The sequence below is a fragment of the Veillonella parvula genome, assembly GCF_018366295.1.
Lineage (GTDB): Bacteria > Bacillota > Negativicutes > Veillonellales > Veillonellaceae > Veillonella > Veillonella parvula_P.
Genome location: NZ_JAGZIJ010000001.1, coordinates 345,893 through 369,705 on the forward strand (window position 1 = coordinate 345,893; position 23,813 = coordinate 369,705).

Here is a 23,813-nt window from a genome sequence, read left to right on the forward strand (position 1 = left end):
TTTCTAAAAGGGCGGAACTCAGTGTTCCGCCCTTTCTTTTTATACATATTTACTATCCAAATATTATCTATACAAAAAGGTAGCAAGCCCTAGGAGCTTACTACCTTTTTTTTCCATATACAATATTTTGAAAATTATATTTTTATTTAAGAACTACATTTGTAGCCCCTGCACCACCTTCATCATAACCGGCTGTTTCAAAGTGCGCTACATGAGGCAAGGTACGTAAATATTGGTGAACGCCTTCACGTAATGCACCTGTACCCTTACCATGAATAATACGCACTTGATTAACACCACCAAGCAAAGCTTGGTCAATAAATCTACCTACAGAAACGGTCGCTTCATCTACTGTTTGGCCAAGAATATTGATTTCAGTACGAACCTCTTTTTGACGTTGTACGGCGGAGCCACCCATACGTTTTCTTGTTTTAGGCATGGCTACTTTTTGTTCACGAGCTAGTTTATTGCCTTCTTCACGTGTAGTTGATTGTAATTCGCTAACCTTAACGGTAGCTGTTAGTCCATTAATATCAACATTTACACGGTTACCATTGATAGATAACACAGTCCCCAACGAACGCAAGGACGTAACATAAACAGCTTGGCCAACCTTAATAGCATCTGCGGTTAACAACTTACGATCATCATCCACTGCAGCTTCTGGTACATGAACACTAGAAATCCCCTTACGTGCTGCATTAATAGCCGATTGAAGCCTATCCTTATTTGTTTCAGAGAATTGCGCTTTCAATTGCTTGATAATCGCTTCCCCTTCAACGCGTAAACTACGTTTCATGGATTCTGCATCGGCCTGAGCTTTGGCTAAGATTTGTTTACGTTTTTCATTAAACTGTTTCTTTTCCTTCTCTAATTGGCCACGCATACGACGTGTTTCATCAAGTTCTTTCTTTAACGCTCTTTCACGTTCAGAGGCTTTACGGAGTTGTTCGTTTAAGTCGGAAAGAACTTCTTCCATTTCATGACTACCAAATTGAGATTTATACTCTGTTGCGCGTTCTACAATGTCCTTTGGTAAGCCTAAACGTGCAGCAATGCTTAACGCATGGCTACTGCCGGCTACGCCGATATGGAGCCGATATGTAGGTTTTAAGGTGCGCTCATCAAACTCTACATGACCATTTTCAATACCTTCCGTATGGTAAGCATAATTTTTAAGCTCATTATAATGGGTACTCACCATCATAAGGGCACCTTTTTTACGGAAGAACTCAAGAATAGATACAGCTAATGCGCTACCTTCTTCTGGATCAGTACCAGACCCAAGTTCATCCAGTAAAACCAAGTCGTTAGGACCACAATGTTTGATGATGGAAATAACTTGTGTCATATGAGCAGAGAACGTACTAAGGCTGGCCTCAATACTTTGCTCGTCTCCAATGTCGGCAAAGATATTATGGAATACTGGTAACATAGAACCGTGATCAGCAGGGATAAATAGGCCACATTGATTCATCAAGCTCAACAGGCCCAATGTTTTAAGGGAAACTGTTTTACCACCTGTGTTAGAACCAGTAATTAGTAAAATACGGTACGATGTACCTAATTGAATATTTGTAGGCACTACCATATTTGGTGGAATTAATGGGTGACGAGCTCTCATGAGATTAACGGTTCTGTCAGTACTTAAGATTGCCGGTACCCCCTTGTAAGAAATAGCAAGACTTGCCTTACCATATACAAATTCGATATGGGATACCTTTTCACAAGCATCCATCAAATCATTGCTATGTTGTTTTACAAGAGCCGATAACTCGCGGTAAATACGCAAGACCTCTTGCTCTTCACCAATCAAAGCCTCTTGTAATTCATTATTTAGATTCACCAAACGCATCGGTTCAATGTAAAGTGTTTGACCCGTTGCAGAACGGTCGTGAATAAGGCCATCAAAGTATTGACGATACTCTTGTTTTACAGGAATTACGTAACGATTATTACGCTGCGTAATGATGGTTTCTTGGAAATACTTTTGATTATCCTTGTCGTGCAAAATAGCTTGAATATCATTTTTAATCTTTTCACGAGTCTTGATAATCGTATTTCTAAGGCTCGCCAATTTAGGAGACGCTGTATCAAGCAATTCCCCCTTTTCATCAAAGACGCGTTTAAAACGGTTTTCAATGCGATCTGTATTCGGCATATCCTGTACCCATAGGGATAGCAATGGATAATCCATATATTTCGTTCTAAAGAACTTTGTCATGCGCTTATAAGCACCAATGGTCAAATAAATGTCCCACAAAGCTTCACGTGTAAGAACAAAGTCTTTGCGACTCTTCTTGCAAGATTCACGAATATCGCGTGTACCGCCTAACGGCTGTTCTACCTCTGTTTGCAAAGAACGCATGGCTTCTGCCGTCTCATCAAGGTTCTCTTGAATAGCTTTAGCATCCGTCATTGGCTCAATATTCATAGCCAATTCTTTAGCGATAGTAGAACTACAATGCTGTTGTAATTGTTCTTTTATATGGTGAAAGTCTAATACATCTTCGTTAAACAATGTACTACCTCTTTTATAAAATACCTCTAAAATAGTGGCCCCTTGTAATAGGTGTATCATCTTTACCTATACTCTTAGGCGGAGCCTCTTTTGTTCCATTTTGAATGGATACATAATCTGCTACAATGTTACGCAATCGATGTGGATCCATATGACGCCCATCGATGCGCAAGATATGTAGACCTTTACGATGTAACTCGGGCACGTAAGCACGCATATCCATTTCATGGCTGTTCATAATGTGCATACGGCAATATGGATCAGTACGAAGTGGGAACACTTCCCCTTTGCGGTCCTTTAATGCGTAATCTTCTATTACGCACGGCATAGGACAATTTTCCTTTTTACCAGTACCAACAAAGCTAGCGATGGCACAATACTCAGAAATCATCATTTCTGTATAACCGTGTACCATTACCTCTAATGGCAAATGAGCAGATTTTTGTAAGTTTACTAGTTGTGCCAAGGTCAACTCTAAGGATGGAGCTATACTACTCATATTAAAATCTTGCCATACTTGTAGTGCAGAGCCATTGAATATGTTAAGACCTGTATCAGCTTCAATAGCACCTGAATACCCTAACTCACGAAGCCATAATAGAGCTTGTGGCATATGAATAGAAATACTATCTGGTTTAGACTCAACTATGGCCTTAAGCGTATTCATGTACGCGTCTACCTCATCATCTTTAACGACGCGAGGCGTAGCAAATACACAAAGCACATTATGCTCTTTACAAAGTTTGGCTACCTGCTCGTAGATGCTAATTTCATAAGGCTTACGTTGCAAACGGTCACCACCAAAGATAATCTTCTTAGCACCACCTTCGATTGCTGCTTTTACACCATCGAGTTCATCAACGCGAGCACTCACCATAGGCTCTGTGTATTGAACCTTACTTTTAGCTACTAACGATGACATATTTCGGGGTTCTACAGCACGTTCTGCCCAAGCTGCTTCATGGTCTGTAATCAACAAGTTTTCTAGCGCCTCTACAGCATCGCGACGCAGTGCATTTAAAACACTAGCGGGCCACATGTACGGTCCATCAGGAATAGACATAGAGCCTAGTGTAAATAATGTATTCCCTAATCTACCTACTTGATCTCTAACCTTCTCTAATGTAGTCGGTTTATTGTTAGCATAAACAGGTTCAAACTCATTAGATACTGTCACAGTACAACCATCGTTTAATATAAAGGTAAGATCTGTACAAGGCTGTTCTCGGTCTGTATTAATAGATAGATAACCATGTACCTCTAATTTAGCACTAAAATCTTGTAGTCCGCGTTGCTTTTGAGCTTTAGGACCTGATGCAAGGAATACTTGACCCGCAGCAAAGCCTTCATCAGGTTTACCTACAATATGCTTTTCATCCACTAGAGACCAGTTCTGATCGATTTGATAGTACGTAATACTACCAGAACTTTGCATGACCTTTAAGAGTGATCCTTTTTCAATCGGTTCTGTTAAGAATAAATGAACTTGACCCTTTTTGACCTCTGCTTTGCCTATCAATTTCCCTTGATTATTTGGGGCCACCACGGTCATCATTGATTTTCCTACATGGTCTGTTAAATAATCCGTAGAGAATCCACGATTAAATCCGGATGCTAATGCATCAGCATCAGTAGAATCTATATGAGCCGTATCTAAAATATGACGATAGGTCCCAATAACTTGACGCACGTAGGAAACCTTTTTCATACGCCCTTCTACCTTAAAGGACGTAACACCGGCCGCCACAAGTTCATTCATATATTCACTATAGTTAAGATCCTTTGGACTTAATAGATAGGCTTCGTGTTTTGGCAACAAGCTAGTACCTGAAGAATCCAATAGCTCATAAGGCAACCGACAAGGCTGTGCACAAGCACCACGGTTACCACTGCGACCACCGATGAAAGAACTCATTAAGCATTGACCAGAATAACATACGCACAACGCACCGTGTACAAAAACTTCGATTTCAGCTGTACAGTTCTTGCAAATATGTTCAATTTCAGCGAGGCTCAATTCACGAGCTAAAACGACACGTGTAAAACCGAGACTTTCATAAAAACGAACCGCATCGAGCGTAGCTGCAGTCATTTGTGTACTGCCATGTAAGTGTAATTTAGGAGCCACTCGCTGCGCCAATTTAGCCACTGCTAAATCTTGAACGATGATAGCATCCACGCCGATGCGCTCTAAGTCCTTTAAATATGCCTCAAGAACAGATAATTCGGAGTCACCTATGAGGATATTTACCGTTACATACACAGACACATCTAGAATATGGGCCAAGCGAATAGCCTCGGTTAATTCCTCAATTCCAAAGTTTGCTGCATGAGCTCGGGCATTAAAACCTTTACCACCAAGATAAATGGCATCAGCCCCAGATTCTAAAGCGGCTATGAAATTTTCCATCGTACCGGCAGGAGCCAATAATTCCATGGACAGTCCTTTCTACCTAACTAAAGGCATAACTATAGTACTAAAAGGGTTTACCATACGGTAAACCCTTTCAATATACTGCTTAAAATTAACGTAATCTGCAGTTAATTTCTGCTAATGCATCGATAATAGCTTGAATATTACCGTCAATATCCTCATCATTCAACGTACCTTCCATAGAGCGGAATTGTAAGTTGTATGCGAGACTGCGGTAACCTGCTTCGATATGTTCACCTTCATAAACATCAAAGATAGACGCACTTTCTAAATATTCTCCACCATGTTCTTTAATGATGGATAAAATTTTACTACTAGATACGGACACAGGTGCAACGATGGCAAGGTCACGGCTAGTGCCTGGGAATTTACTGAAGGATGTATAACGGAACGGTGGAATCGTTAAGGATAACACTGCTTCTAAATCAATTTCAAACATATATACTTTGCCAGGTAAGTCAAAGTTTTTGCTCACTTGTGGATGTAATTCACCATATTGAGCAATCATTTTACCATCAACTACGTATTGAGCACTCACACCTGGGTGAAAGTATGGCTCAGTGCCACGATTAATTTCATAGCTTGTAACGCCTAGTTCAGCTAACAACGCATCTACAATACCTTTTACATCATAGAAATCTGTAGTGCGTTCTGCTTGATTCCAACCAGCTTGGTTTGCTTTCCCCATCAAAATACCACAAGCCATAGGGCGTTCATGAGGTACTTCTGTTAAAGGTAAATCTTTTGGTTCATACACATTAGCCGTTTCAAATAACCAAAGATCCTTATTTTGTTGTGCAATATTGCGTTTTGCTGCTTCGATAACAGCCGGCACCAATGTAGTACGCATATAAGGGAATTCTTCGGAAATAGGGTTCAAGATTGGAATGGCTGTATAACGGCTATCCCCTTCAGAAAGCATCATATTAGTAAGGCCATCTTTATGCATGAAGCTAAACGTAATGATTTGAGTCATACCCAATTTAGCCAAAGCATGTATAACCTCTTTAATAAGAGCTTTCTTAGGTGTCATACCACCAGAGGACAATACGGCTACAGGAATTGTCGGAGTAATATTATCGTAATTGTAAATACGAGCTATTTCTTCAGCGATATCAGGCATCACTGTTACATCACCGCGCCATGTTGGAACAAGGGCAGACAACTTGTCGCCGTCTTCGGTTACAACGAACTCAAGGGCTGTCAAAATACGAACCATTTCGTCTTTTTCAATGTTTGTACCCAAGTAATCATTGATTTGTGCTGCTGTGAAAGTAACTGTATGTTGTTCTACAGGATTTTTATATACATCGATAACGCCTACATCAACTTTACAAGTAGGGCAAATTTGTTGCAATAATTGCGCCGCTCTGTCGATAGCATAGGCGGTGTATTTATGATTTACACCACGTTCAAAACGGCCAGATGCTTCAGAGCGCATGCCAAGAGCTTTAGCAGTGCGTCGAATAGATGGACCATTAAATACAGCAGCTTCAAACATAACTGTGGTCGTTTCGTTTGTCACTTCACTATCAAAGCCACCCATGATACCTGCTACACCTACTGGACGTTCAGCATCAGCAATGATAAGCATGGAGTCATTCAATTCGCGTTCAGAACCATCAAGTGTAACAAGCACTTCACCATTTTTAGCACGTCTCGCCACTAATTTATGACCTTTTACATGATCATAATCATAGGCATGCATAGGTTGACCAAGTTCTAACATAACATAATTTGTTACGTCTACTACATTATTAATAGGACGAATGCCGCTATTACGTAAACGGTTTTGCATCCACAATGGGGATGGCTCAACCTTAACATCAGTTACTACACGAGCTGTAAAACGCGTACAAAGATCATCAGCTTCGATAGATACAGATGCTTTGCCTTCAATGGATTCGCCATTCTCGTTAACCATAATAACAGGGAATAAAGCTTTTTGATTTGTCATGACTCCAAATTCACGGGACAAACCAACCATGGAGAAGCAATCAGCTCTGTTAGCGGTGAGTTCAAATTCATATACTGTATCATTTAAACCCAAAACGTCTTTTACATCAAGACCAATTGGTGTTCCTTCAGGGAAAATGTAAATTCCTTGAGCTTCTTCTGGCAATACTAAGTCGCTAGAGATACCAAATTCTGCAACGGAACAGAACATGCCTTCAGAAACAACGCCACGCAATTTACCTTTTTTAATTTCTGTACCATCTGCTAAGCGAGATTTATGATACGCTACAGGCACGATTTGACCTACTGCAACATTAGTAGCAGCCGTTACGATTTGTTTTGTAACAGGTTCGCCTTCTTCTGTAAGGCATTCAACTTGGCATACTTGTAATTTATCTGCATCTGGATGTTTTGTAATCTCCACGATTTTACCAGTATAAATTTTCTTAATGCCATTATCCATAGCAATGACATCTTCTACAGGAATACCAGCTTGTGTTAATTCATCGGCCAATTCTTGAGCAGGACGATTCATATCCACAGGCACGTATTCGTTCATCCACTGTAAACTTGCTTTCATGAGTTCCTCCTAAAATTGTTCCAAGAATCGTACATCATCTTCAAAGAATAGACGTAAATCGTTAATGCCATATAAAAGCATAGCAATACGTTCTACACCCATGCCAAAGGCGAAGCCTTTAACCTTTTCAGGATCGTACCCATTAATACGCAATACATCGGGATGAACCATACCGCAGCCCAAAATTTCAAGCCAGCCTGTATGAGAACATACGCGGCAACCTTCACCACCACACATTACACAAGAAATATCTACCTCTGCAGATGGTTCTGTGAATGGGAAGAAGCTTGTACGGAAACGTACCTTTGTGTCATCACCATACATGTGACGTAAGAAGGACTCTAATGTGCCTTTTAAGTCAGCAAATGTAATATGCTCATCGATGATGAGGCCTTCCACTTGATGGAATACAGGGGAATGAGTCGCATCATAGTCCCAACGGTAAACCTTACCAGGCGCAATCATACGGATTGGGCTATTAGGTTCATGACGTTGCATTGTACGAGCTTGTACTGGAGATGTATGCGTGCGCAATAAGAAGTTTTCTGTAATATAGAAGGAATCTTGCATATCACGTGCAGGATGATCTTTAGGCAAGTTTAAGCATTCAAAGTTATAGTAATCTTGCTCTACTTCTGGACCTTCTTCAACGGTATACCCCATTTTCATGAAGAAGTCTTCAATCATTTCATTAACCTTTGTTAATGGATGGATATGACCAGCTTTTTGTGCACGGCCAGGCAATGTAATATCTATGCGCTCTTTTTCTAAACGAGCATTTAACTCTGCAGTTTCCATACGAGCTTTAACTGTATCAATTTCAGCCTCTAACGCTTCACGAACAGCATTAACGAGGGCGCCAGCCTTCGGACGTTCTTCTGGAGATAATTTACCAAGACCTTTTAGTAAAGCCGTTACCTCGCCTTTTTTACCTAAATATTTAACACGTATATCTTGCAACGCTTGTTGATCAGCAGCGTCTTTGATGGCATCAAGGGCTTCTGCCTTAATACGTTGTAATTCTTGTTCCATTCAAGCATCCTCCTATTTGTAAAAGTCTAACTTATATTATACCAAATCAGGGTTGTCTTCTTCAATAAAACGCCATGGTAAATCAGGTAATGGCTTCTCTTCTAGTACAAAAAATGTACCCCGTGCCAAGTGAACAAGTTCACCTAATTCATTATAAATACGAGCGGTAGCAACCATAGTAGTTTTACCATTGTGCTCTACATTGGCTACACCACGCAATACAGCACCGCCTTTAACAGCTTTCACATAGTTACCATTAAGATCAATGGTGCTAACAGATTTTCCCAATGTAAAACAAGCAGTCCCCATCACACTATCTGCTAAGCCAATACATACGGCACCATGCAAATCCCCTCTAAAATTGCAGTAATCTGTTTCATTTGTTTGCAATGTCATTTCCGCATGACCTGGTTCCACTGCTGTAATCTCAGAATCTTTCACCCAAGAAAATGGGTTTTGATCTCGTAATTCGTTGAAATATTCTAACAATGTTGTAGCCATAAGGTTCTCCATTCTATATACATACCCATAGATTAACTAATCTAAATACTAAGTCTATTACATTACCTGTATGAAAATCTTTATAGTTATATGTCAAAATTCAATACAAACATATAAAAATGGTGCGTTACATCATACATATTGTATCATGCAACGCACCATATGCGAATAACTCTATCTAATTATATGGTATGTTCTTAAGAAAACACATTTATAAATTCAAAACTATTCATAATGCAATGCATCGATTGGATTGAGCTTAGCCGCTTTACGGGCTGGGTATATACCAAAAATCAAACCAATAGCCATGGAAAAGGCAAAGGACATTATGATTGTTGGAACAGATACAATTGTACTCATTCCAGATACCATTCCGATTACTTTTGAGGCTCCTATACCGAAAGCAATACCAATAAAGCCCCCCATCAAACTTATTACAACAGCTTCTATTAAGAATTGTGTAACAATTACGCTATACGTAGCCCCCAAAGCTTTACGCACGCCAATTTCTCGAGTCCGTTCCGTTACAGATACAAGCATGATGTTCATAATACCAATACCACCTACAACGAGTGAAATCGCAGCTACAGCCCCTAGGAATAACGTAAATGTTCCCGTCGTCTGAGCCACTGTTTCCATAATAGATTTCATATTTTGAATATTAAAATCATCCAAATTTGTATCTTTTATATTATGACGAACACGCAACAAATTCTCTATATCTGCCTGCAAACGGTCAATGCCCCCATCATCCTTAGCCACAACATACACCCTGCGAAGATAGTCAATGCCCTCTACGCGCTCCATTGATGTTGTATATGGAATTAACACCGTATCGTCTTGGTCATTACCCATGGTTCCGTTCCCTTTACTTTTGAGAACACCAATGACACGGAATGGAATATTTTTAACACGGATTTCCTTGCCTACAGGATCTTCATCAGCAAACAAATTTTTTACTACCGTTTGTCCCACAACCGCTACACGTTCTCGGTTCTGAACATTTTTATCGGAGAAAAATCGACCAGATGTCATAGTCCAATTATTTACGTCCTGAAAGTTAGAATTAACCCCCGCAACAGATGTAGTCCAGTTTTTATTTTGATAAATCACCACATAAGAGCCATTTGTCATAGGACTGGCGGCTTTTACACCTTCTAACTTAGCAATAGCTTCATAGTCAGATATTTTCAACGATTTCATGGACCCCTGCGAAGATCTAGCACCTGGCGTCCGCGGCGCCCCTGGCAGAACTACCAACAAGTTAGAGCCTAAGCTAGAAATAGAATTCTCAATATCTTGCTTCACCCCATTACCGATAGATACCAAGGCAATAACAGCTGCTACACCGATAATGATACCTAACATGGTCAAGAGGGAGCGCAATTTATTAGCAATCAAGGAAGCCCATGCCATTAGAAAACTTTCTTTATACATTAGGCACCTCCTTTATAGGAGTCATATTAGAATTGATCGAATCCTCTACGATTATCCCATCTTTCAAGACTACATTACGACTCGCGTACGTAGCAATATCCGGTTCATGTGTAACTAGAAGAATCGTACGGCCTTCATTATGAAGGCCTCGAAAGATGTTCATAACATCGATGGTTGACTTAGAGTCAAGATTCCCTGTCGGTTCATCAGCCATGATAATAGCAGGATTATTTGCCAATGCACGAGCAATCGCCACACGTTGACGTTGCCCACCAGACAACTCGGATGGCAAATGGTCCATACGCTCGCCCAAGCCGACAGACTGTAATAATTGAGTGGCCCGTTCAATGCGCATCTTTTTATTTACACCGGCATAAATCATAGGAAGCGCTACATTTTCTAGGGCTGTCAATTTTGTCAACAAATTAAAGCTTTGAAATACAAAACCGATCTGTTTATTACGCACATACGCAAGCTCATCATCAGATAAGGTAGCAACCTCGTTTCCATTGAGTCGATAAGAACCAGTTGTAGGTCGGTCCAAACATCCAAGAATATTCATAAAGGTTGATTTACCTGAGCCAGATGGTCCCATAATGGATACAAATTCACCCTTATTGACAACTAAATCAATGCCATGTAGAACAGGTACTGATAATTTGCCATTCACATAGGTTTTTGTAATTCCTTGTATGTCAATTACTGTTTGGTTCATAAGCACCTACCCTTAGAATGGTCCAGCTACATTATTTTTTGGTGCATTCACATCACCGCTTACGATAATTTCATCACCTTCAGATAAACCTTTTAAGATTTGAACATTAGTATCCCCAGTTACACCTGTAGAGACAGCGGTTCGTACTGGTTGACCATCTTTTATAACATATACATACTCACCTTGTTTGTCCGTACGTACAGCAGTAAGAGGAACTACCAATGTATTTTTAATATCTTCACCAAAGATTGTGGCACGAGCCGTCATAGTTGGTAAGAAATTACCTGCAATATTTTCAGGAATTTGAACCTTAACAGTATAGTACACAACGCTACTACTTGTTGTTCCCATATTACCTTTTGTACCTTTTGCAATTTCAGAAACGTAACCGGTGAAAGTTTCACCTGGCTTAGAATCTACAGTAAACTCTACCTTTGCACCTTGTTTGATATTGCCAATATCGGTTTCGTCTACAGTAAGATAAATCTCTAAATTTTTTAAATCTGCAATGGTAGCAATGATCATTTGTGTGGAAATACCAGTACTAATAGTTTGACCGGCTTTTAGCGGTGTACCAACAACAGTCCCAGACATTGGAGCTGTAATAGTAGCATCACTTAAATCTGCGGCAGCACGTTCATAAGTAGATTTAGCACGTTCATAAGATGTTACAGAATCATCATATGTTTGTTGTGCAATAGCATCTTGAGCCGCCAAGGATTTATAACGATTCATATCAAGTTCTGCTTTGGCTAACGCTGCACGAGCATCATCAACAGATGCTTGTAATTGACGTGTATCAATATAAGCGATAACTTGACCGGCCGTAACTTGATCATTCTCTTTAACTAAAACTTTTTCAAGTTTACCAGCAACATTTGTAGAAACATCTACATAATTTACAGGGTTAATAGTACCTGTGGCACTGATACTAGTTTTTACATCACCCTTTTCAACCTTGCCAGTAGTATATAACGTTTGTGCTTGATTTGCATTTAGACTATCCATGTAGTAATATGTGCCGCCACCAAGAACACAAAGAACAACAGCACCTGTTACTATACGTTTACGATGCTTTTGTAAGAACTCTTTCATTATGATCTCCTTTTTTTAAGATGAAGATATATTAAAAAGACATTTATTCTATATCAACACATATAGTATTTTTAAATTATACAGCACCAATTGCTTTTACGCAATATAATTTCATTAATGAATAAATTATGATATATAAAAAATGGCCCTTACGGGCCATTAACTACTCAATATTGACAATAATCTATAATCCTTCTCATCGATTGGAAATTCAAGACATTCTGCCTCTTCATAAGATAGTGCACGGATATGACCATCTATATAACCTACTAATCGGTTAGCGACACCACTCATCAATAAATTAATACAGACTTCACTCATGCGAGCCGCTAAAATAGCATCAAATGCCGATGGACCACCGCCACGTTGTAAGTAGCCTAACACAGTTAGGCTAGGATCAAATTCTGTATGCTCCTTGATAAAAGCTTTCACCTCACCGCTGTTATAGGCACCTTCTGCAACGAGGATAACACTATATTCTTTACCCCGAATTTGTGTTTCCTTTAAATGACGACAAACCGCATGTAAAGGCATGGGATTTTCAGGAACCAAAACTATTTCTGCCCCACAAGCTAGGCCTGCCTTTAATGCAATATGTCCAGCTTTGCGCCCCATAACCTCCACAATAGCTACACGTTCATGGGAGTTTGATGTATCACGAATACGCCCAACCGCATCAACTACCGTATTAAGAGCCGTATCATAGCCTATCGTATATTGTGTACCACCCATGTCATTATCTATCGTACATGGAATGGTCATAGTAGACATACCAAGTTTAGATAAACTTGTAGCACCACGCATGGAGCCATCACCACCGATAACAACCAAATGGTCAATGTCATAAGTTTTCAAAATATCATAAGCTTTGCGTTGAATTTCTTCATTCTGAAATTCTGGAAAGCGTGCCGTTTTCAGCATCGTACCACCTTGTGTTATGATGCCACCAACGTCTCGATTCGATAAGGGAAATATCTTTTCCTCAATGATACCTAAATAGCCACGTTCAATACCAAATATTTCAAAACCTTCATGTATAGCTTTTCTAGTTAGCGCTCTTATGGCGGCATTCATTCCAGGTGCGTCTCCGCCGCTTGTTAGTATTGCGATTCTTCTCATATCCATTACCCCCTTGTGGTGTACGTTGTTTGGATATACTATGTGCCTTACCTTTTTTATTCGTTTGATTAGAAGTCTTTTGTTTATACCGTTTATCATAACGAATTTTATTAGACATTGCTCTTTTTGATACTGCTTCAGAAATCTCTTTTTTCCTACTTTGTTGATTATTAAATTGTATATCTTCAGATGCTTCTTTAGCATCTACATCGTTTATATCATTGGGTTGACGTCTTGCTTTAAATTGCACATCTGAGGCATCTAATTCATCCTCAATACGCTGTATAAAATCATAGGTCCGGCCATTTGTTGTATCTAGTACAAAATCGCACTGCTTATACACGGGCTTCCACGATTGTATCATAGCATGTACAAAGGCATTCACATTACTATAGTCCATGGTAGGCCGTTTCCCAACACGGCGATTCACACGACTGACAATACGGAATTGTGCAGCTCGGATACCAATAATATAGGAATATTTTTTTAATACCTTTAAGGTGCGATGTTCAATAGGAAAATTCCCACCCACAGAAATCACTGCTTCATGGTATAAGCAAACCTTTTTTAGTACATCCATTTCGGCGCGGCGGAATGCTTTTTCTCCTATCTTTTTAAAAATCTCAGCAATGGGCAACCCAAAACGACTTTCTAATACGCGATCGGTATCTACAAATTGCCAACCCTTGCGTTCTGCAAGGTTCCGTCCAAAGTGACTTTTGCCACTTCCCATAGAACCGATGAGCATAATATTCCGTTTTATTATCATCTATTATGTGCCCCTTATCATTACATATCCTTCATTGTACTATAAAATGGTCCAAAAACAAAGACAGACTATAGACATAAAATCTATAATCTGTCTCTATACAGTACACCCGATTTTCATTAAGGTTTTATAATCGATTTAATTGCACAATGCACATAAACTACATTACCTTTACGTTCTATATCTTCTATTTCTATACGGCGTGAAGGATCCTTTTCTTCAACAGTATTTATCCAGTTAATCATACGCTCTGTACTACCTAATACTGTTAATTCTAGTATACCTTCATGCTCATCAGTACTGACAATCATTAATGGTTCTCCTTGCAAGGAATCAAAAATATTTGTATTAGAACTCGTATTAGATGTCTTGTTCCGTGTAAAAGATTCTAATAGTTTTGCTTCATTAGACACTATATAATCTGACTCAGCATTCATTTGTATATTATAATTATCTTGTTGATTTTTTAAGCTATTATTTTTGTCTTCAAAATAAATATGCCCATACATAGAAAGGCTAATGAGCATCCCCCACAACACTAGGCCCGTTAATATTCTCTCGACCTGATACGTTGTGCTCTCTTTTAGATCCGTCCATATGGAATGTATAAACACCTTTATCTGCTTTAACTGTTCCATGACACTCCATCCCTAGTAATTTTTGTTGGAGAATAGCAATAAATTTACGACACATTTCGTCACTCGTACCTATACCATCTATACTGATACGCCCATCCTTAATGCTAAGATGCTGTAGACTAATATGTTCTGACATAGCGGCATCAAGAATATAAAGGACCATTGTATTGGGTAATATATCTGTTTGATTCTTAAGGATTTTATTCTTTATTATTTTATTTCTTATTTCCATTAATTCACCATATTGTTGATGTATTTCTTGATACTGAGCATTTGCTTGCAATCGCACAAAGTCTATCTTTCGATTTTCATAGCTACGATAGCTTGACCAACAACTATATATAGTAACAAGCCCTACTATAATGTATATAAGACTTATCCCATAAAGAAGGTATCGATAGGTATGCCATAAACTATGCCATCGTAACGAGCGAGGCATTAAATTAATACATCTGTCCTTACCAGCCCAATCCAATCCATTTAAGCCCCCTTGCTGCCATACCGATAGCCATGTCCCAATCTAATTGTCCTTGCTTGCAACGATTACGACCACGACCTAAAAATAATAATGGAATATATTCAGTTTCTCCATACATGGAAATTATACCTTCCATATCTGTCCGTTCTTCATTTGTTATAGATTCTAACCCATACATCCGAATTCCCTGTATCTCATCTATACCAAAGTCTTGTAATCTCACTTCTAACTTATCCATAGCTTCAGCTACATCGCTACTAGTAATAGGTACAATACACTCTTGAATGCATATATCATTCCACCAAAGCCATAAATGCATGGCGCCTTCTTCCACAACACCTGTTACAGTACCGCTGCGCCGCATCAAGCAATAACAAATAGGAATAGGCCAAAAATCAATAACATCAACGGGTGCATAAGTATCTCGTATACCTTGCTTCAAAAGCTCTAGTGAATGCCGATCTACAGCCACCATAAACATATGATAATTGTGTCGTGGATATTCCCGGCGACAAGCATCCATTTGGAAACTATCCCCCTCAAAACTAAAGTAGTCCTCTATATTCCACTTTATAAACTCCTTCATATCAAAATCATGAGGATCATAAGGTGCTACATGCATTTGTGTATCAATATTAGCAACAATACTATAAGCCCCTTCATCTAAATTATACGTTTCTATAAATTTTGTAACGTCTTCATCAATAGGTCCTGTACGCTTCATTTCTAACGCATCAGTAATGACCATTGTTTTATTTTCTATATGAGCGGTAACACATACAATATGTTCATCAGTTATACATACTCCAGAATGTATTCTCTTTTTTCGTTTCATAGAATCACCTCAATAAGGTTTTACCTTTATAACATGCATATGTTTTTCTTTATCTACGGTCACATACATATGTACACGACTCACGATTTCACTATTTTTCAATTTTCCATAACTCATAATATGTCGCGGATTATCTGTTGATTGGTCTGCTTCAATAGTAATCTCTACATTTTCATCATCTATCACAACTAATTTATTTTGAAAGTCCCATACATTTCCTAATTTACAATAGCCCACAAACCAATGAACACCTTTCTGTGCCGCGTAATGAGCCTCTTCCAAATGCAATTCGTCTACCACATTACTTTCACATATTTGTCCTATCCGCAGCCCCATAAAAGCTAATAATAATAAAAAGGACATTGTAAGTATCGCTATATAAGTGATAAAGCCCGCGTTATGGGCTCCTACGTTCATAATCTGTCTCCTCTTTACTTGTATACCAATCATAAATAGCACTTTGTCCAACAGAGACCTCATATATGGATAATCCTCCATAACCACTTGTGTATTTTCTATCATTAACAAAACGATTATTAATATACCAACGTAAATACACGGTCCCATTAGTATCTACACTAAAAGGGTATTCTTGGGTATAGCCCACATTTCTTTTATCTGTAGTTCCTACAATTCGACTACCACTGACAGGTTGCAAGCTACCATCCGTTAATTTTCTGTATAATGCATGACGTTGTACAGTTAAGGTTGTGCGCTTTGTATCGTGAATATATAAACTTGTATTACGATCTTCTACAGTAACCTTCACAGGATTCCATATCATATGAGCCACAACCATACGCCGTGTATATCGACCATCCTCCATCATAGCTACACTATCAAGTAATTTAGCATCCCACATAACTGCATAGAATAGGATACCTAACAATAAGGTAAGGACTATGATAGAAATCATCATACTAATAAGCGTAGAATACAAAATAAAACCCATATCATTTCTATTTTTATTTCTATCTGTTATGGGATTCTGCTTGTATTCTTTATTCTTCCCAATTACCGTTTCTATATCCTCGCCCTTCAATGTATCCCCTCCAAATCAACTGATAGAGAATAGACAACAGATTGATTGTCGATGGCATCTACTGTTAATCGTTGTAAAGATACACCTTCTATCACTACAGGCTTTATATGTGTTTTATAGGTAATTTTTTCACTGGGACTCATTGTAAATTGAGAATTATATACACCAGTTTCTATTCTTCCATTCTTATAATAAGAAGCTTTAGCCACTTCTAAATACGTTATGGTATCTTGCAATATATGATCCCAATAATACGCCTTATATACCGTAAGAGTAGCCATCCAAAATATAGATAATATAATCGGTAAAATGAACATGATTATAGCGGCTGATATTAAAGCGTCACCATACATAAATCCTTCAGTGCACTTCTTCCCATCTAATTCGCCCCGTTTGTACAGATATCCATATACGATTTTTCTCACCACTTTCACGATCTTTCAAAATAATTTCTGTCCCATCATAAGGTAAGCCTAAGGCTGAAAAAGAAATAATTGTCATAGACCGTTCATTCTCAATATTTTGCGGTAATAATATGTTTACCGTATGATGATTAACATCTTCCTCTAAGGTATAACTGTCCTTATTTAAAATAAAAAGCATTCTCCCTTTACCATTAGATTTATGCCCTAACATAGACCACAGTTGAACTTTCTTGAGCATATACGCCACCTCTTGCGTAGCACCATTTAAAGTATAACGACTAGGTGTTGTCACAATAGGTAAGGCAATAGAAATGAGCAATAAGATTAAACCAATAGTAATAATCCATTCCGCCAATAAAGATCCACTTTGACGATTTATAAGTTGCACCTTAACCATTGATAAAGCACCTCCATATAGGAACCACCATGTAAGGCACACCATCCGCCAAAGCATAGAAAGGGACCAAATGGGATATATCGATTACGATAACCGGTGAGTAAGAGATAGAGAGAACCAACACAAAAAGTTACGTAAAAGAAACATATAATTTCCCATGGAGTGAGCCATATTGCAATAGCAGAAAACCATTTAATATCGCCTATGCCAAAGCCTTTATGGCTAATCAAACGAAGTCCATATGTAATAGTACCTACGCTGATAACACTTAATAAGGTTACTAACATAGATTGATCATTTATATAGCTATATATAATGCCACCTATTACAAGAACTAATGCCCCTTCATCAGGCAATATATAGTAATGCATATCGATGGTAGCACCTGCTATGATGATGAGTGAAAACACAGCATACAAAGCAATGTGAGTATAAGATATTGCTTTTGATGAAACTATAACAGGTAGCAATATAGATGCTATATATACAAAAAGTCCTATCACATAATTGGTCCCTTTCATACCTTGTCCTTTCATATAACTAACGTATGTAATTCATAATCTATACAAGTTAATTAAGGCTCATTAGGTGCTTTAACAACAACAGATTTTGAAGTCCCACCACTGACAACTTCATAAGTAATAGTGTATTCTTTTCCTTTTGCAGTCTTAACATGTTCAGTAAGATATCCTTCCTTATATAGATTTTCTACTGTTGGAGGTGTGTCGACATTCTTATCAATCATATACAATTGAGTGGCATTTTTAATAATTTGAATATCTGCTGTTTCTTTAGCGTTTCGAGCTTTATCCGCTGCAGATAAGAATTGTGGCATCGCAATAGCCGCTAATATAGCGATAACCGCTACTACAACCATTAACTCAACGAGAGTAAATCCGCCTTTTCTCGATTTTTTAAACCCTTCTCGAACACGAGAAATATGTAGTCGATCTACGACCCATTGACCGCACATTTCTAATCGATGATTCACTCCATGAATCATATGCATAACAGACTTCATAATATTCTCCTTTTAATAGTTAAGTAATAACATTGTCTATTGTCCTCCTAAGTTGGCAATGGACGTAAATAAGGGGTACATAACAGATACAACTAATACGGCAACACCGATTCCCATTATGGTTAGTAAAATTGGTTCCAATAATCGTTCTAAACGAGCAATATATTTTGAAAGTATAGATTCATAGTAGTAGCCACAGTGGTTTAACATTTTTACTAATTCACCACTCTCTTCTCCAATGGACACCATTTGCCATATAAAAGCGTTTCCTATTTGACCACTACGTAAGCTTTCTTCCAGTGAGTGTCCTGATAATAATCTTGCTTCCACTTGTTTACTACATTCAACACCATATATATTCCCCCACAAAGGGCGCGTGATATTCATGGTGTGAATGATAGAAATACCAGAATCTAATAAGAGAGCCCAAACTTTTAACATACTTGTATAATACACACAAGTACTCCATTGGTATCGGTGAGCCAACAGCCAAAGCCAACGATGTACTTTACACTTTATACTATGCTGTTTATAAGCAAATGCTAAGGAACCTATTACAACACAATGTATAGCTATTACCATTAGAGGATGCGATTTTAACCCTTGTCCTAATGCAAAAAGAGCTCGCGTCATCAAAGGTAATGTAATATGCATAGTGGTAAATACCTGTTCAAACGAAGGAATAATAAACAAAATGGTAACTAGAAAAAATATATTCATCATTAAAAGAAGAAATAAAGGGTAGGAAATAGCACTCATAACCTTTTGTTTCAGCTGCCTCTCCCAATCATAGTGACGGGATATATATTGTAAACTCTCACCCAAGGTGCCCGCTGCTTCACCACTTTCTAGTAAAGCCAAAGCAATAGGAGGACATCCTTCACTTCGTAAAGCCTGTGATAAAGTCTGACCACGCTCTATGGATTCATATAAAGCTGTATAGAGTAGTCCTCGTTTCCCCTGGCAGAGCAACTGTAAGGCTCGCCGTAACGGAACACCAGATTCAATGAGTAGACCTAATTGATAAGTCACATCTACCACCATAGTATGATTCCATTTATGTTTCTTTCTTTCATCCTGCAACGATATCCTATAAATTCTATAACCATCTCGTTTTAACCGTATTGCAATTTCTTGTTCTGAATCCCCCCACATCAAACCTTTTTCTGTTTCATTTTGATTATTTTTTACGACATATTCATAAGCCTCCATATATTCACCTACGATAATTGTTGATCAAGCAAGGTATGCAATTGTTGTTGGGCTCCATATTGTGCCTTTACATCTCGCACAGCCATTTCTAATGTTTTCATCGGTAGTTGCGTTTCTTGAATAGATATGATTTGTGGTTCCTTACGGGTCCGTATCAAATTTGCTACTGCATGGGTATTTAGCAAAATATCACGAATAGTAATGAACTTTTTATTCCATCGAAGTAAACGCTGACATATAACGGCCCGTAACACTTGAGATATTTGATTGCGTATCTCTTCTTGTTGCTCCCCAGGAAATAGAGAAATCATGCGGTGAACCGCCATCACTGCACGCTGTGTATGCATAGTTGCCATTACAAGGTGACCAGTCTCTGCCGCATGAAGTGCCGCTTCAAGGGTTTCACGATCTCGAAGTTCGCCTACCATAATGACATCCGGATCCTCTCGTAAAGCATCTCGAATACCATCTGACATAGTATTAATATCAGCACCTAATTGTCGTTGATGTATTAAAGACTTTTTAGATACAAACTCAAATTCGATAGGGTCTTCTAAGGTAATAATGTGACGCTCCATAGTCTGATTTATATAATCAATACAACAAGCTAAGGTAAAACTTTTACCACTGCCTGTAGGGCCACAAACAAGCAATAGACCATCATGTGCTTCACATAGCTTTTGTAATAACTGACCTTCACTATTATCATCTAACTTAAGTTGCTGATGACAAAGTAATCGCAATGTACCACATATGGTCTGATTAGCTCGATATAGATGAACACGGATACGCACACCACAACAGGAACAAGCCTCATCAAGAGACTGCCACTCATAGGATGCTATACCGCAACGACGCAATATATCCTCGATTAATTCTGTAGTACACATAAAGGAAGTAGCCCTTAATCCATCACCATGTCGCAAATAGATAGGCTGACCACATTGTAGATGAATATCTGTTGATGATAGTTGTATTGCATTTTCTACAATAGTTTCTAAACTTTCACTCTTACAGCATGAGTCCACAACGATGCACCTCCTCTATAGATGTAACATGCTGAGATACGGCCTTACGAGCAGACTCTTCTAATGACAATAATAAATGTGTTTCTAATTCGTCCCAATGAGCTGAATTAGCTGGTATTTCTAAGTATTCAAATAGAGCAGTCCGTCCCTGATATGATGTACCATCGAATTTTCGTACTAGCCGTTGTGCAATAGCCCCCATTAAAGTAGCCCGTATTAAGTACGGCTCTACGCCCATATCCATGAGTCGCGTTACAACGCCTATAGCTGTATTGGTATGTATAGTAGATAATACGCGATGCCCCGTTAAAGCAGACTTAACGGCTAACTCTGCGGTCTCCTTATCCCTAATTTCACCAATCATAATCGTATCTGGATCTTGCCGTAATACAGAGCGAAGACCTTTGGCAAAGGTAAATCCAATCTTTTCATTAATACCAATTTGTATAGCCCCTTTGATTTCGGCTTCTACAGGATCTTCAAGACAGATAAGCTTAGTTTCGTCTAAATTTAACATGCGAAGCATGGCATATAAAGTAGCTGTCTTACCACTGCCTGTAGGTCCACAGATAAGTAATAATCCATAAGGACGTTTTAATAATTGTTCAATGTGCTCAAAGATATCCGGCTGCATGCCTAATTCTTTTAAGTCTTTATGACTCCCTTCATTTCCCATAAGGCGACATACTAAGGTTTCTCCGTATAGGCTAGGCAATGTAGATACACGCATCGTTACAGACTTATTTTTATGACTCCAAGACCAACGCCCATCTTGTGGTAAACGCTTCTCGCTAATATCTAGAGAGCTACAAACCTTAATACGGTTGATAATGAGTTCAGCTTCTTCAAATGATACAGTCATGTAATGTTGCAGCAGTCCATCTTGTCGCAACCGAACATGAGCACCACTTTCAACGGGATCAAAGTGGATATCACTTACATGGTGTTCTAAGGCATACAAGATAATATCGTCTAATGTTACGTCTACATACATGGTCACCTCCAATACCTTGCGGTATGTTTTTACCTCACACTAGCGTATGGCGTTATAGGTTTCGACATCAGCCTCTAAATCCCTCTTTTATTTTTAAAAATCCACGAAGCGAAAACTTTTCTTTTTTTAGACATACAAAAAAGGCGCCCCAAAGGGCGCCCTTATTGGACTATTAGATATAACGTATCTTATTTTAAGTTATAAAAAACGTCATTACCTTTATATTGAGCTGTTTCGTATAACATTTCTTCAATGCGAAGTAATTGATTATATTTTGCTACACGTTCAGAACGAGCCGGTGCACCAGTCTTAATTTGACCAGCATTTACAGCTACAGCAATATCAGCAATGAATGTATCTTCAGTTTCACCAGAGCGGTGAGATACTACGCAAGTGTAACCAGCACGTTTAGCAAGTTCCATAGCATCGAAAGCTTCAGTGAGAGTACCGATTTGGTTAACTTTTACAAGAATGGAATTACCTACACCAAGCTCAATACCACGAGCCAAACGTTTTGTGTTAGTTACAAATAAATCATCACCAACAAGTTGTACGCGGTCACCAAGGCGGTCTGTCAACAATTTCCAGCCTTCCCAATCTTCTTCTGCAAGGCCATCTTCGATGGATATGATTGGATATTTGCCTACTAGGTATTCGTAAAAATCTACCATTTCAGCTGCTGTTTTAACTTTACCTTCCCCAGCAAGGTTATATTTACCACCTTCGTAGAATTCAGAAGATGCAGAATCAAGTGCCAATTTGAAATCTTTTCCTGGTTCATAACCAGCAGCTTTAATAGCTTCACAGATTACTTCTAATGCTTCTTCATTAGATGATAAGTTAGGTGCGAAACCACCTTCATCACCTACTGCAGTACTAAGGCCTTTATTGTGAAGTACGGATTTCAATGTATGGTATACTTCTGCACAGCTACGAAGAGCTTCTGCAAAAGATTTAGCGCCTACAGGCATGATCATAAATTCTTGAATGTCTACGTTATTATCAGCATGTGCGCCACCGTTCAAGATGTTCATCATAGGAACTGGCAACTCTTTTGCATTAAAGCCACCAAGGTATACAAATAATGGCAAGTCCAAAGATTCAGCTGCAGCACGAGCTACTGCCATGGATACACCAAGGATTGCATTTGCACCAAGGTTAGATTTATTATCGGTACCATCCAATTGCAACATTAAGTTATCGATTGCCACTTGTTCTGTCGCATCATAACCGATAAGTGCAGGACCGATTTTAGCATTTACATTATCGATAGCTTTTAAAACACCTTTACCGGAATAACGGGATTTATCTCCATCCCGTAATTCTACGGCTTCAAACATACCTGTGGATGCACCAGATGGAACAGCTGCTGTAGCAATAGTGCCATCTTCTAAACATACTTCAACTTCAACTGTTGGATTACCGCGGGAATCTAAAATCTCTCTTGCAATGACTTGTTCAATTACTGCCATTTCTTCACCTCATATAATCTAATGGAATAACTGCCATCTGACAGCCATTATATATATATTGAGCTAAACCTTATAGGCTTATAACTCTAATTAACTACTAATATAGTGAAAG

23 protein-coding genes are annotated in these 23,813 nt (G+C 38.6%); all 23 read right to left on the reverse strand.

The window, feature by feature from the left end:
- Positions 1-142: 142 nt before the first annotated feature.
- Positions 143-2,521 carry an endonuclease MutS2 gene (locus KHY58_RS01685; RefSeq protein WP_101928421.1) on the reverse strand — a complete coding sequence of 793 codons (2,379 nt, stop codon included), beginning with the start codon at positions 2,519-2,521 and terminating at the stop codon, positions 143-145.
- 13 nt (positions 2,522-2,534) lie between these two features.
- Complete coding sequence (locus KHY58_RS01690; RefSeq protein ID WP_278471661.1) at positions 2,535-4,958, reverse strand: DUF3656 domain-containing U32 family peptidase; 2,424 nt, start codon at positions 4,956-4,958, stop codon at positions 2,535-2,537.
- Between the two features lie 88 nt (positions 4,959-5,046).
- On the reverse strand, positions 5,047-7,491 hold the full coding sequence (gene pheT, locus KHY58_RS01695) for a phenylalanine--tRNA ligase subunit beta (RefSeq protein WP_278471664.1): 2,445 nt from the start codon (positions 7,489-7,491) through the stop codon (positions 5,047-5,049).
- 9 nt (positions 7,492-7,500) lie between these two features.
- Entirely contained in the window at positions 7,501-8,523 is a 1,023-nt protein-coding gene (pheS, locus tag KHY58_RS01700) for a phenylalanine--tRNA ligase subunit alpha (protein WP_008601159.1), read from the reverse strand.
- A gap of 36 nt (positions 8,524-8,559) precedes the next feature.
- Positions 8,560-9,024 (reverse strand): PaaI family thioesterase, encoded by a 465-nt coding sequence (locus tag KHY58_RS01705; protein ID WP_004696117.1) that lies wholly within the window; start codon positions 9,022-9,024, stop codon positions 8,560-8,562.
- Between the two features lie 225 nt (positions 9,025-9,249).
- Entirely contained in the window at positions 9,250-10,461 is a 1,212-nt protein-coding gene (locus KHY58_RS01710) for an ABC transporter permease (protein WP_021148250.1), read from the reverse strand.
- Entirely contained in the window at positions 10,454-11,176 is a 723-nt protein-coding gene (locus KHY58_RS01715) for an ABC transporter ATP-binding protein (RefSeq protein ID WP_278471667.1), read from the reverse strand. The genes KHY58_RS01710 and KHY58_RS01715 overlap by 8 nt, the downstream gene beginning before the upstream one ends.
- Positions 11,177-11,188: 12 nt before the next feature.
- Entirely contained in the window at positions 11,189-12,271 is a 1,083-nt protein-coding gene (locus KHY58_RS01720; protein ID WP_004696124.1) for an efflux RND transporter periplasmic adaptor subunit, read from the reverse strand.
- A gap of 159 nt (positions 12,272-12,430) precedes the next feature.
- On the reverse strand, positions 12,431-13,345 hold the full coding sequence (locus KHY58_RS01725) for an ATP-dependent 6-phosphofructokinase (RefSeq protein WP_278471923.1): 915 nt from the start codon (positions 13,343-13,345) through the stop codon (positions 12,431-12,433).
- Complete coding sequence (locus KHY58_RS01730; protein ID WP_004696128.1) at positions 13,317-14,159, reverse strand: shikimate kinase; 843 nt, start codon at positions 14,157-14,159, stop codon at positions 13,317-13,319. The genes KHY58_RS01725 and KHY58_RS01730 overlap by 29 nt, the downstream gene beginning before the upstream one ends.
- Before the next feature lie 119 nt (positions 14,160-14,278).
- Complete coding sequence (locus tag KHY58_RS01735; RefSeq protein ID WP_042986426.1) at positions 14,279-14,686, reverse strand: hypothetical protein; 408 nt, start codon at positions 14,684-14,686, stop codon at positions 14,279-14,281.
- The gene (locus KHY58_RS01740) at positions 14,676-15,086 is read right to left on the reverse strand and encodes a fimbrial assembly protein (protein WP_227065274.1); all 411 of its coding nucleotides are present in this window, start codon (positions 15,084-15,086) and stop codon (positions 14,676-14,678) included. Before KHY58_RS01740 ends, KHY58_RS01735 begins: the two co-directional genes overlap by 11 nt.
- Before the next feature lie 169 nt (positions 15,087-15,255).
- Positions 15,256-16,110, reverse strand: coding sequence for a hypothetical protein (locus KHY58_RS01745; RefSeq protein WP_278471671.1), 855 nt, complete (start codon positions 16,108-16,110; stop codon positions 15,256-15,258).
- A gap of 9 nt (positions 16,111-16,119) precedes the next feature.
- Positions 16,120-16,527 (reverse strand): hypothetical protein, encoded by a 408-nt coding sequence (locus tag KHY58_RS01750; protein WP_021148255.1) that lies wholly within the window; start codon positions 16,525-16,527, stop codon positions 16,120-16,122.
- Positions 16,508-17,152 carry a hypothetical protein gene (locus KHY58_RS01755; RefSeq protein WP_278471674.1) on the reverse strand — a complete coding sequence of 215 codons (645 nt, stop codon included), beginning with the start codon at positions 17,150-17,152 and terminating at the stop codon, positions 16,508-16,510. Before KHY58_RS01755 ends, KHY58_RS01750 begins: the two co-directional genes overlap by 20 nt.
- Entirely contained in the window at positions 17,149-17,505 is a 357-nt protein-coding gene (locus tag KHY58_RS01760) for a hypothetical protein (protein WP_004697191.1), read from the reverse strand. The genes KHY58_RS01755 and KHY58_RS01760 overlap by 4 nt, the downstream gene beginning before the upstream one ends.
- 7 nt (positions 17,506-17,512) lie before the next feature.
- Positions 17,513-17,974, reverse strand: coding sequence for a hypothetical protein (locus KHY58_RS01765; RefSeq protein ID WP_004697487.1), 462 nt, complete (start codon positions 17,972-17,974; stop codon positions 17,513-17,515).
- Entirely contained in the window at positions 17,953-18,495 is a 543-nt protein-coding gene (locus tag KHY58_RS01770) for a prepilin peptidase (RefSeq protein ID WP_004697033.1), read from the reverse strand. The genes KHY58_RS01765 and KHY58_RS01770 overlap by 22 nt, the downstream gene beginning before the upstream one ends.
- 53 nt (positions 18,496-18,548) lie before the next feature.
- A complete protein-coding gene (locus tag KHY58_RS01775; RefSeq protein WP_004697182.1) occupies positions 18,549-18,995 on the reverse strand; it encodes a competence type IV pilus major pilin ComGC in 447 nt (148 codons plus the stop codon).
- 36 nt (positions 18,996-19,031) lie between these two features.
- On the reverse strand, positions 19,032-20,207 hold the full coding sequence (locus tag KHY58_RS01780) for a type II secretion system F family protein (RefSeq protein ID WP_004697121.1): 1,176 nt from the start codon (positions 20,205-20,207) through the stop codon (positions 19,032-19,034).
- A gap of 8 nt (positions 20,208-20,215) precedes the next feature.
- Complete coding sequence (locus KHY58_RS01785; protein WP_004697309.1) at positions 20,216-21,235, reverse strand: type IV pilus twitching motility protein PilT; 1,020 nt, start codon at positions 21,233-21,235, stop codon at positions 20,216-20,218.
- Positions 21,219-22,229, reverse strand: a complete 1,011-nt coding sequence (locus KHY58_RS01790) for a GspE/PulE family protein (protein WP_004697265.1) — start codon at positions 22,227-22,229, stop codon at positions 21,219-21,221. Before KHY58_RS01790 ends, KHY58_RS01785 begins: the two co-directional genes overlap by 17 nt.
- Positions 22,230-22,417: 188 nt before the next feature.
- Positions 22,418-23,701 (reverse strand): phosphopyruvate hydratase, encoded by a 1,284-nt coding sequence (eno, locus tag KHY58_RS01795; RefSeq protein ID WP_008601191.1) that lies wholly within the window; start codon positions 23,699-23,701, stop codon positions 22,418-22,420.
- Positions 23,702-23,813 lie beyond the last annotated feature (112 nt).

Excerpts from the sequence above, each read along its gene's own strand:
- KHY58_RS01690 (WP_278471661.1), bottom strand. The coding sequence starts at position 4,958 with ATGGAATTATTGGCTCCTGCCGGTACGATGGAAAATTTCATAGCCGCT.
- KHY58_RS01760 (WP_004697191.1), bottom strand. The coding sequence starts at position 17,505 with ATGTATGGTGACGCTTTAATATCAGCCGCTATAATCATGTTCATTTTA.
- KHY58_RS01720 (WP_004696124.1), bottom strand. The coding sequence starts at position 12,271 with ATGAAAGAGTTCTTACAAAAGCATCGTAAACGTATAGTAACAGGTGCT.
- KHY58_RS01770 (WP_004697033.1), bottom strand. The coding sequence starts at position 18,495 with ATGAAAGGGACCAATTATGTGATAGGACTTTTTGTATATATAGCATCT.
- KHY58_RS01705 (WP_004696117.1), bottom strand. The coding sequence starts at position 9,024 with ATGGCTACAACATTGTTAGAATATTTCAACGAATTACGAGATCAAAAC.
- KHY58_RS01725 (WP_278471923.1), bottom strand. The coding sequence starts at position 13,345 with ATGAATGCCGCCATAAGAGCGCTAACTAGAAAAGCTATACATGAAGGT.
- KHY58_RS01715 (WP_278471667.1), bottom strand. The coding sequence starts at position 11,176 with ATGAACCAAACAGTAATTGACATACAAGGAATTACAAAAACCTATGTG.
- pheS (WP_008601159.1), bottom strand. The coding sequence starts at position 8,523 with ATGGAACAAGAATTACAACGTATTAAGGCAGAAGCCCTTGATGCCATC.
- KHY58_RS01745 (WP_278471671.1), bottom strand. The coding sequence starts at position 16,110 with ATGAAACGAAAAAAGAGAATACATTCTGGAGTATGTATAACTGATGAA.
- KHY58_RS01780 (WP_004697121.1), bottom strand. The coding sequence starts at position 20,207 with ATGGAGGCTTATGAATATGTCGTAAAAAATAATCAAAATGAAACAGAA.
- pheT (WP_278471664.1), bottom strand. The coding sequence starts at position 7,491 with ATGAAAGCAAGTTTACAGTGGATGAACGAATACGTGCCTGTGGATATG.
- KHY58_RS01775 (WP_004697182.1), bottom strand. The coding sequence starts at position 18,995 with ATGAAGTCTGTTATGCATATGATTCATGGAGTGAATCATCGATTAGAA.
- KHY58_RS01710 (WP_021148250.1), bottom strand. The coding sequence starts at position 10,461 with ATGTATAAAGAAAGTTTTCTAATGGCATGGGCTTCCTTGATTGCTAAT.
- KHY58_RS01765 (WP_004697487.1), bottom strand. The coding sequence starts at position 17,974 with ATGGTTAAGGTGCAACTTATAAATCGTCAAAGTGGATCTTTATTGGCG.
- KHY58_RS01730 (WP_004696128.1), bottom strand. The coding sequence starts at position 14,159 with ATGATAATAAAACGGAATATTATGCTCATCGGTTCTATGGGAAGTGGC.
- eno (WP_008601191.1), bottom strand. The coding sequence starts at position 23,701 with ATGGCAGTAATTGAACAAGTCATTGCAAGAGAGATTTTAGATTCCCGC.
- KHY58_RS01790 (WP_004697265.1), bottom strand. The coding sequence starts at position 22,229 with ATGTATGTAGACGTAACATTAGACGATATTATCTTGTATGCCTTAGAA.
- KHY58_RS01750 (WP_021148255.1), bottom strand. The coding sequence starts at position 16,527 with ATGAACGTAGGAGCCCATAACGCGGGCTTTATCACTTATATAGCGATA.
- KHY58_RS01735 (WP_042986426.1), bottom strand. The coding sequence starts at position 14,686 with ATGCTCATTAGCCTTTCTATGTATGGGCATATTTATTTTGAAGACAAA.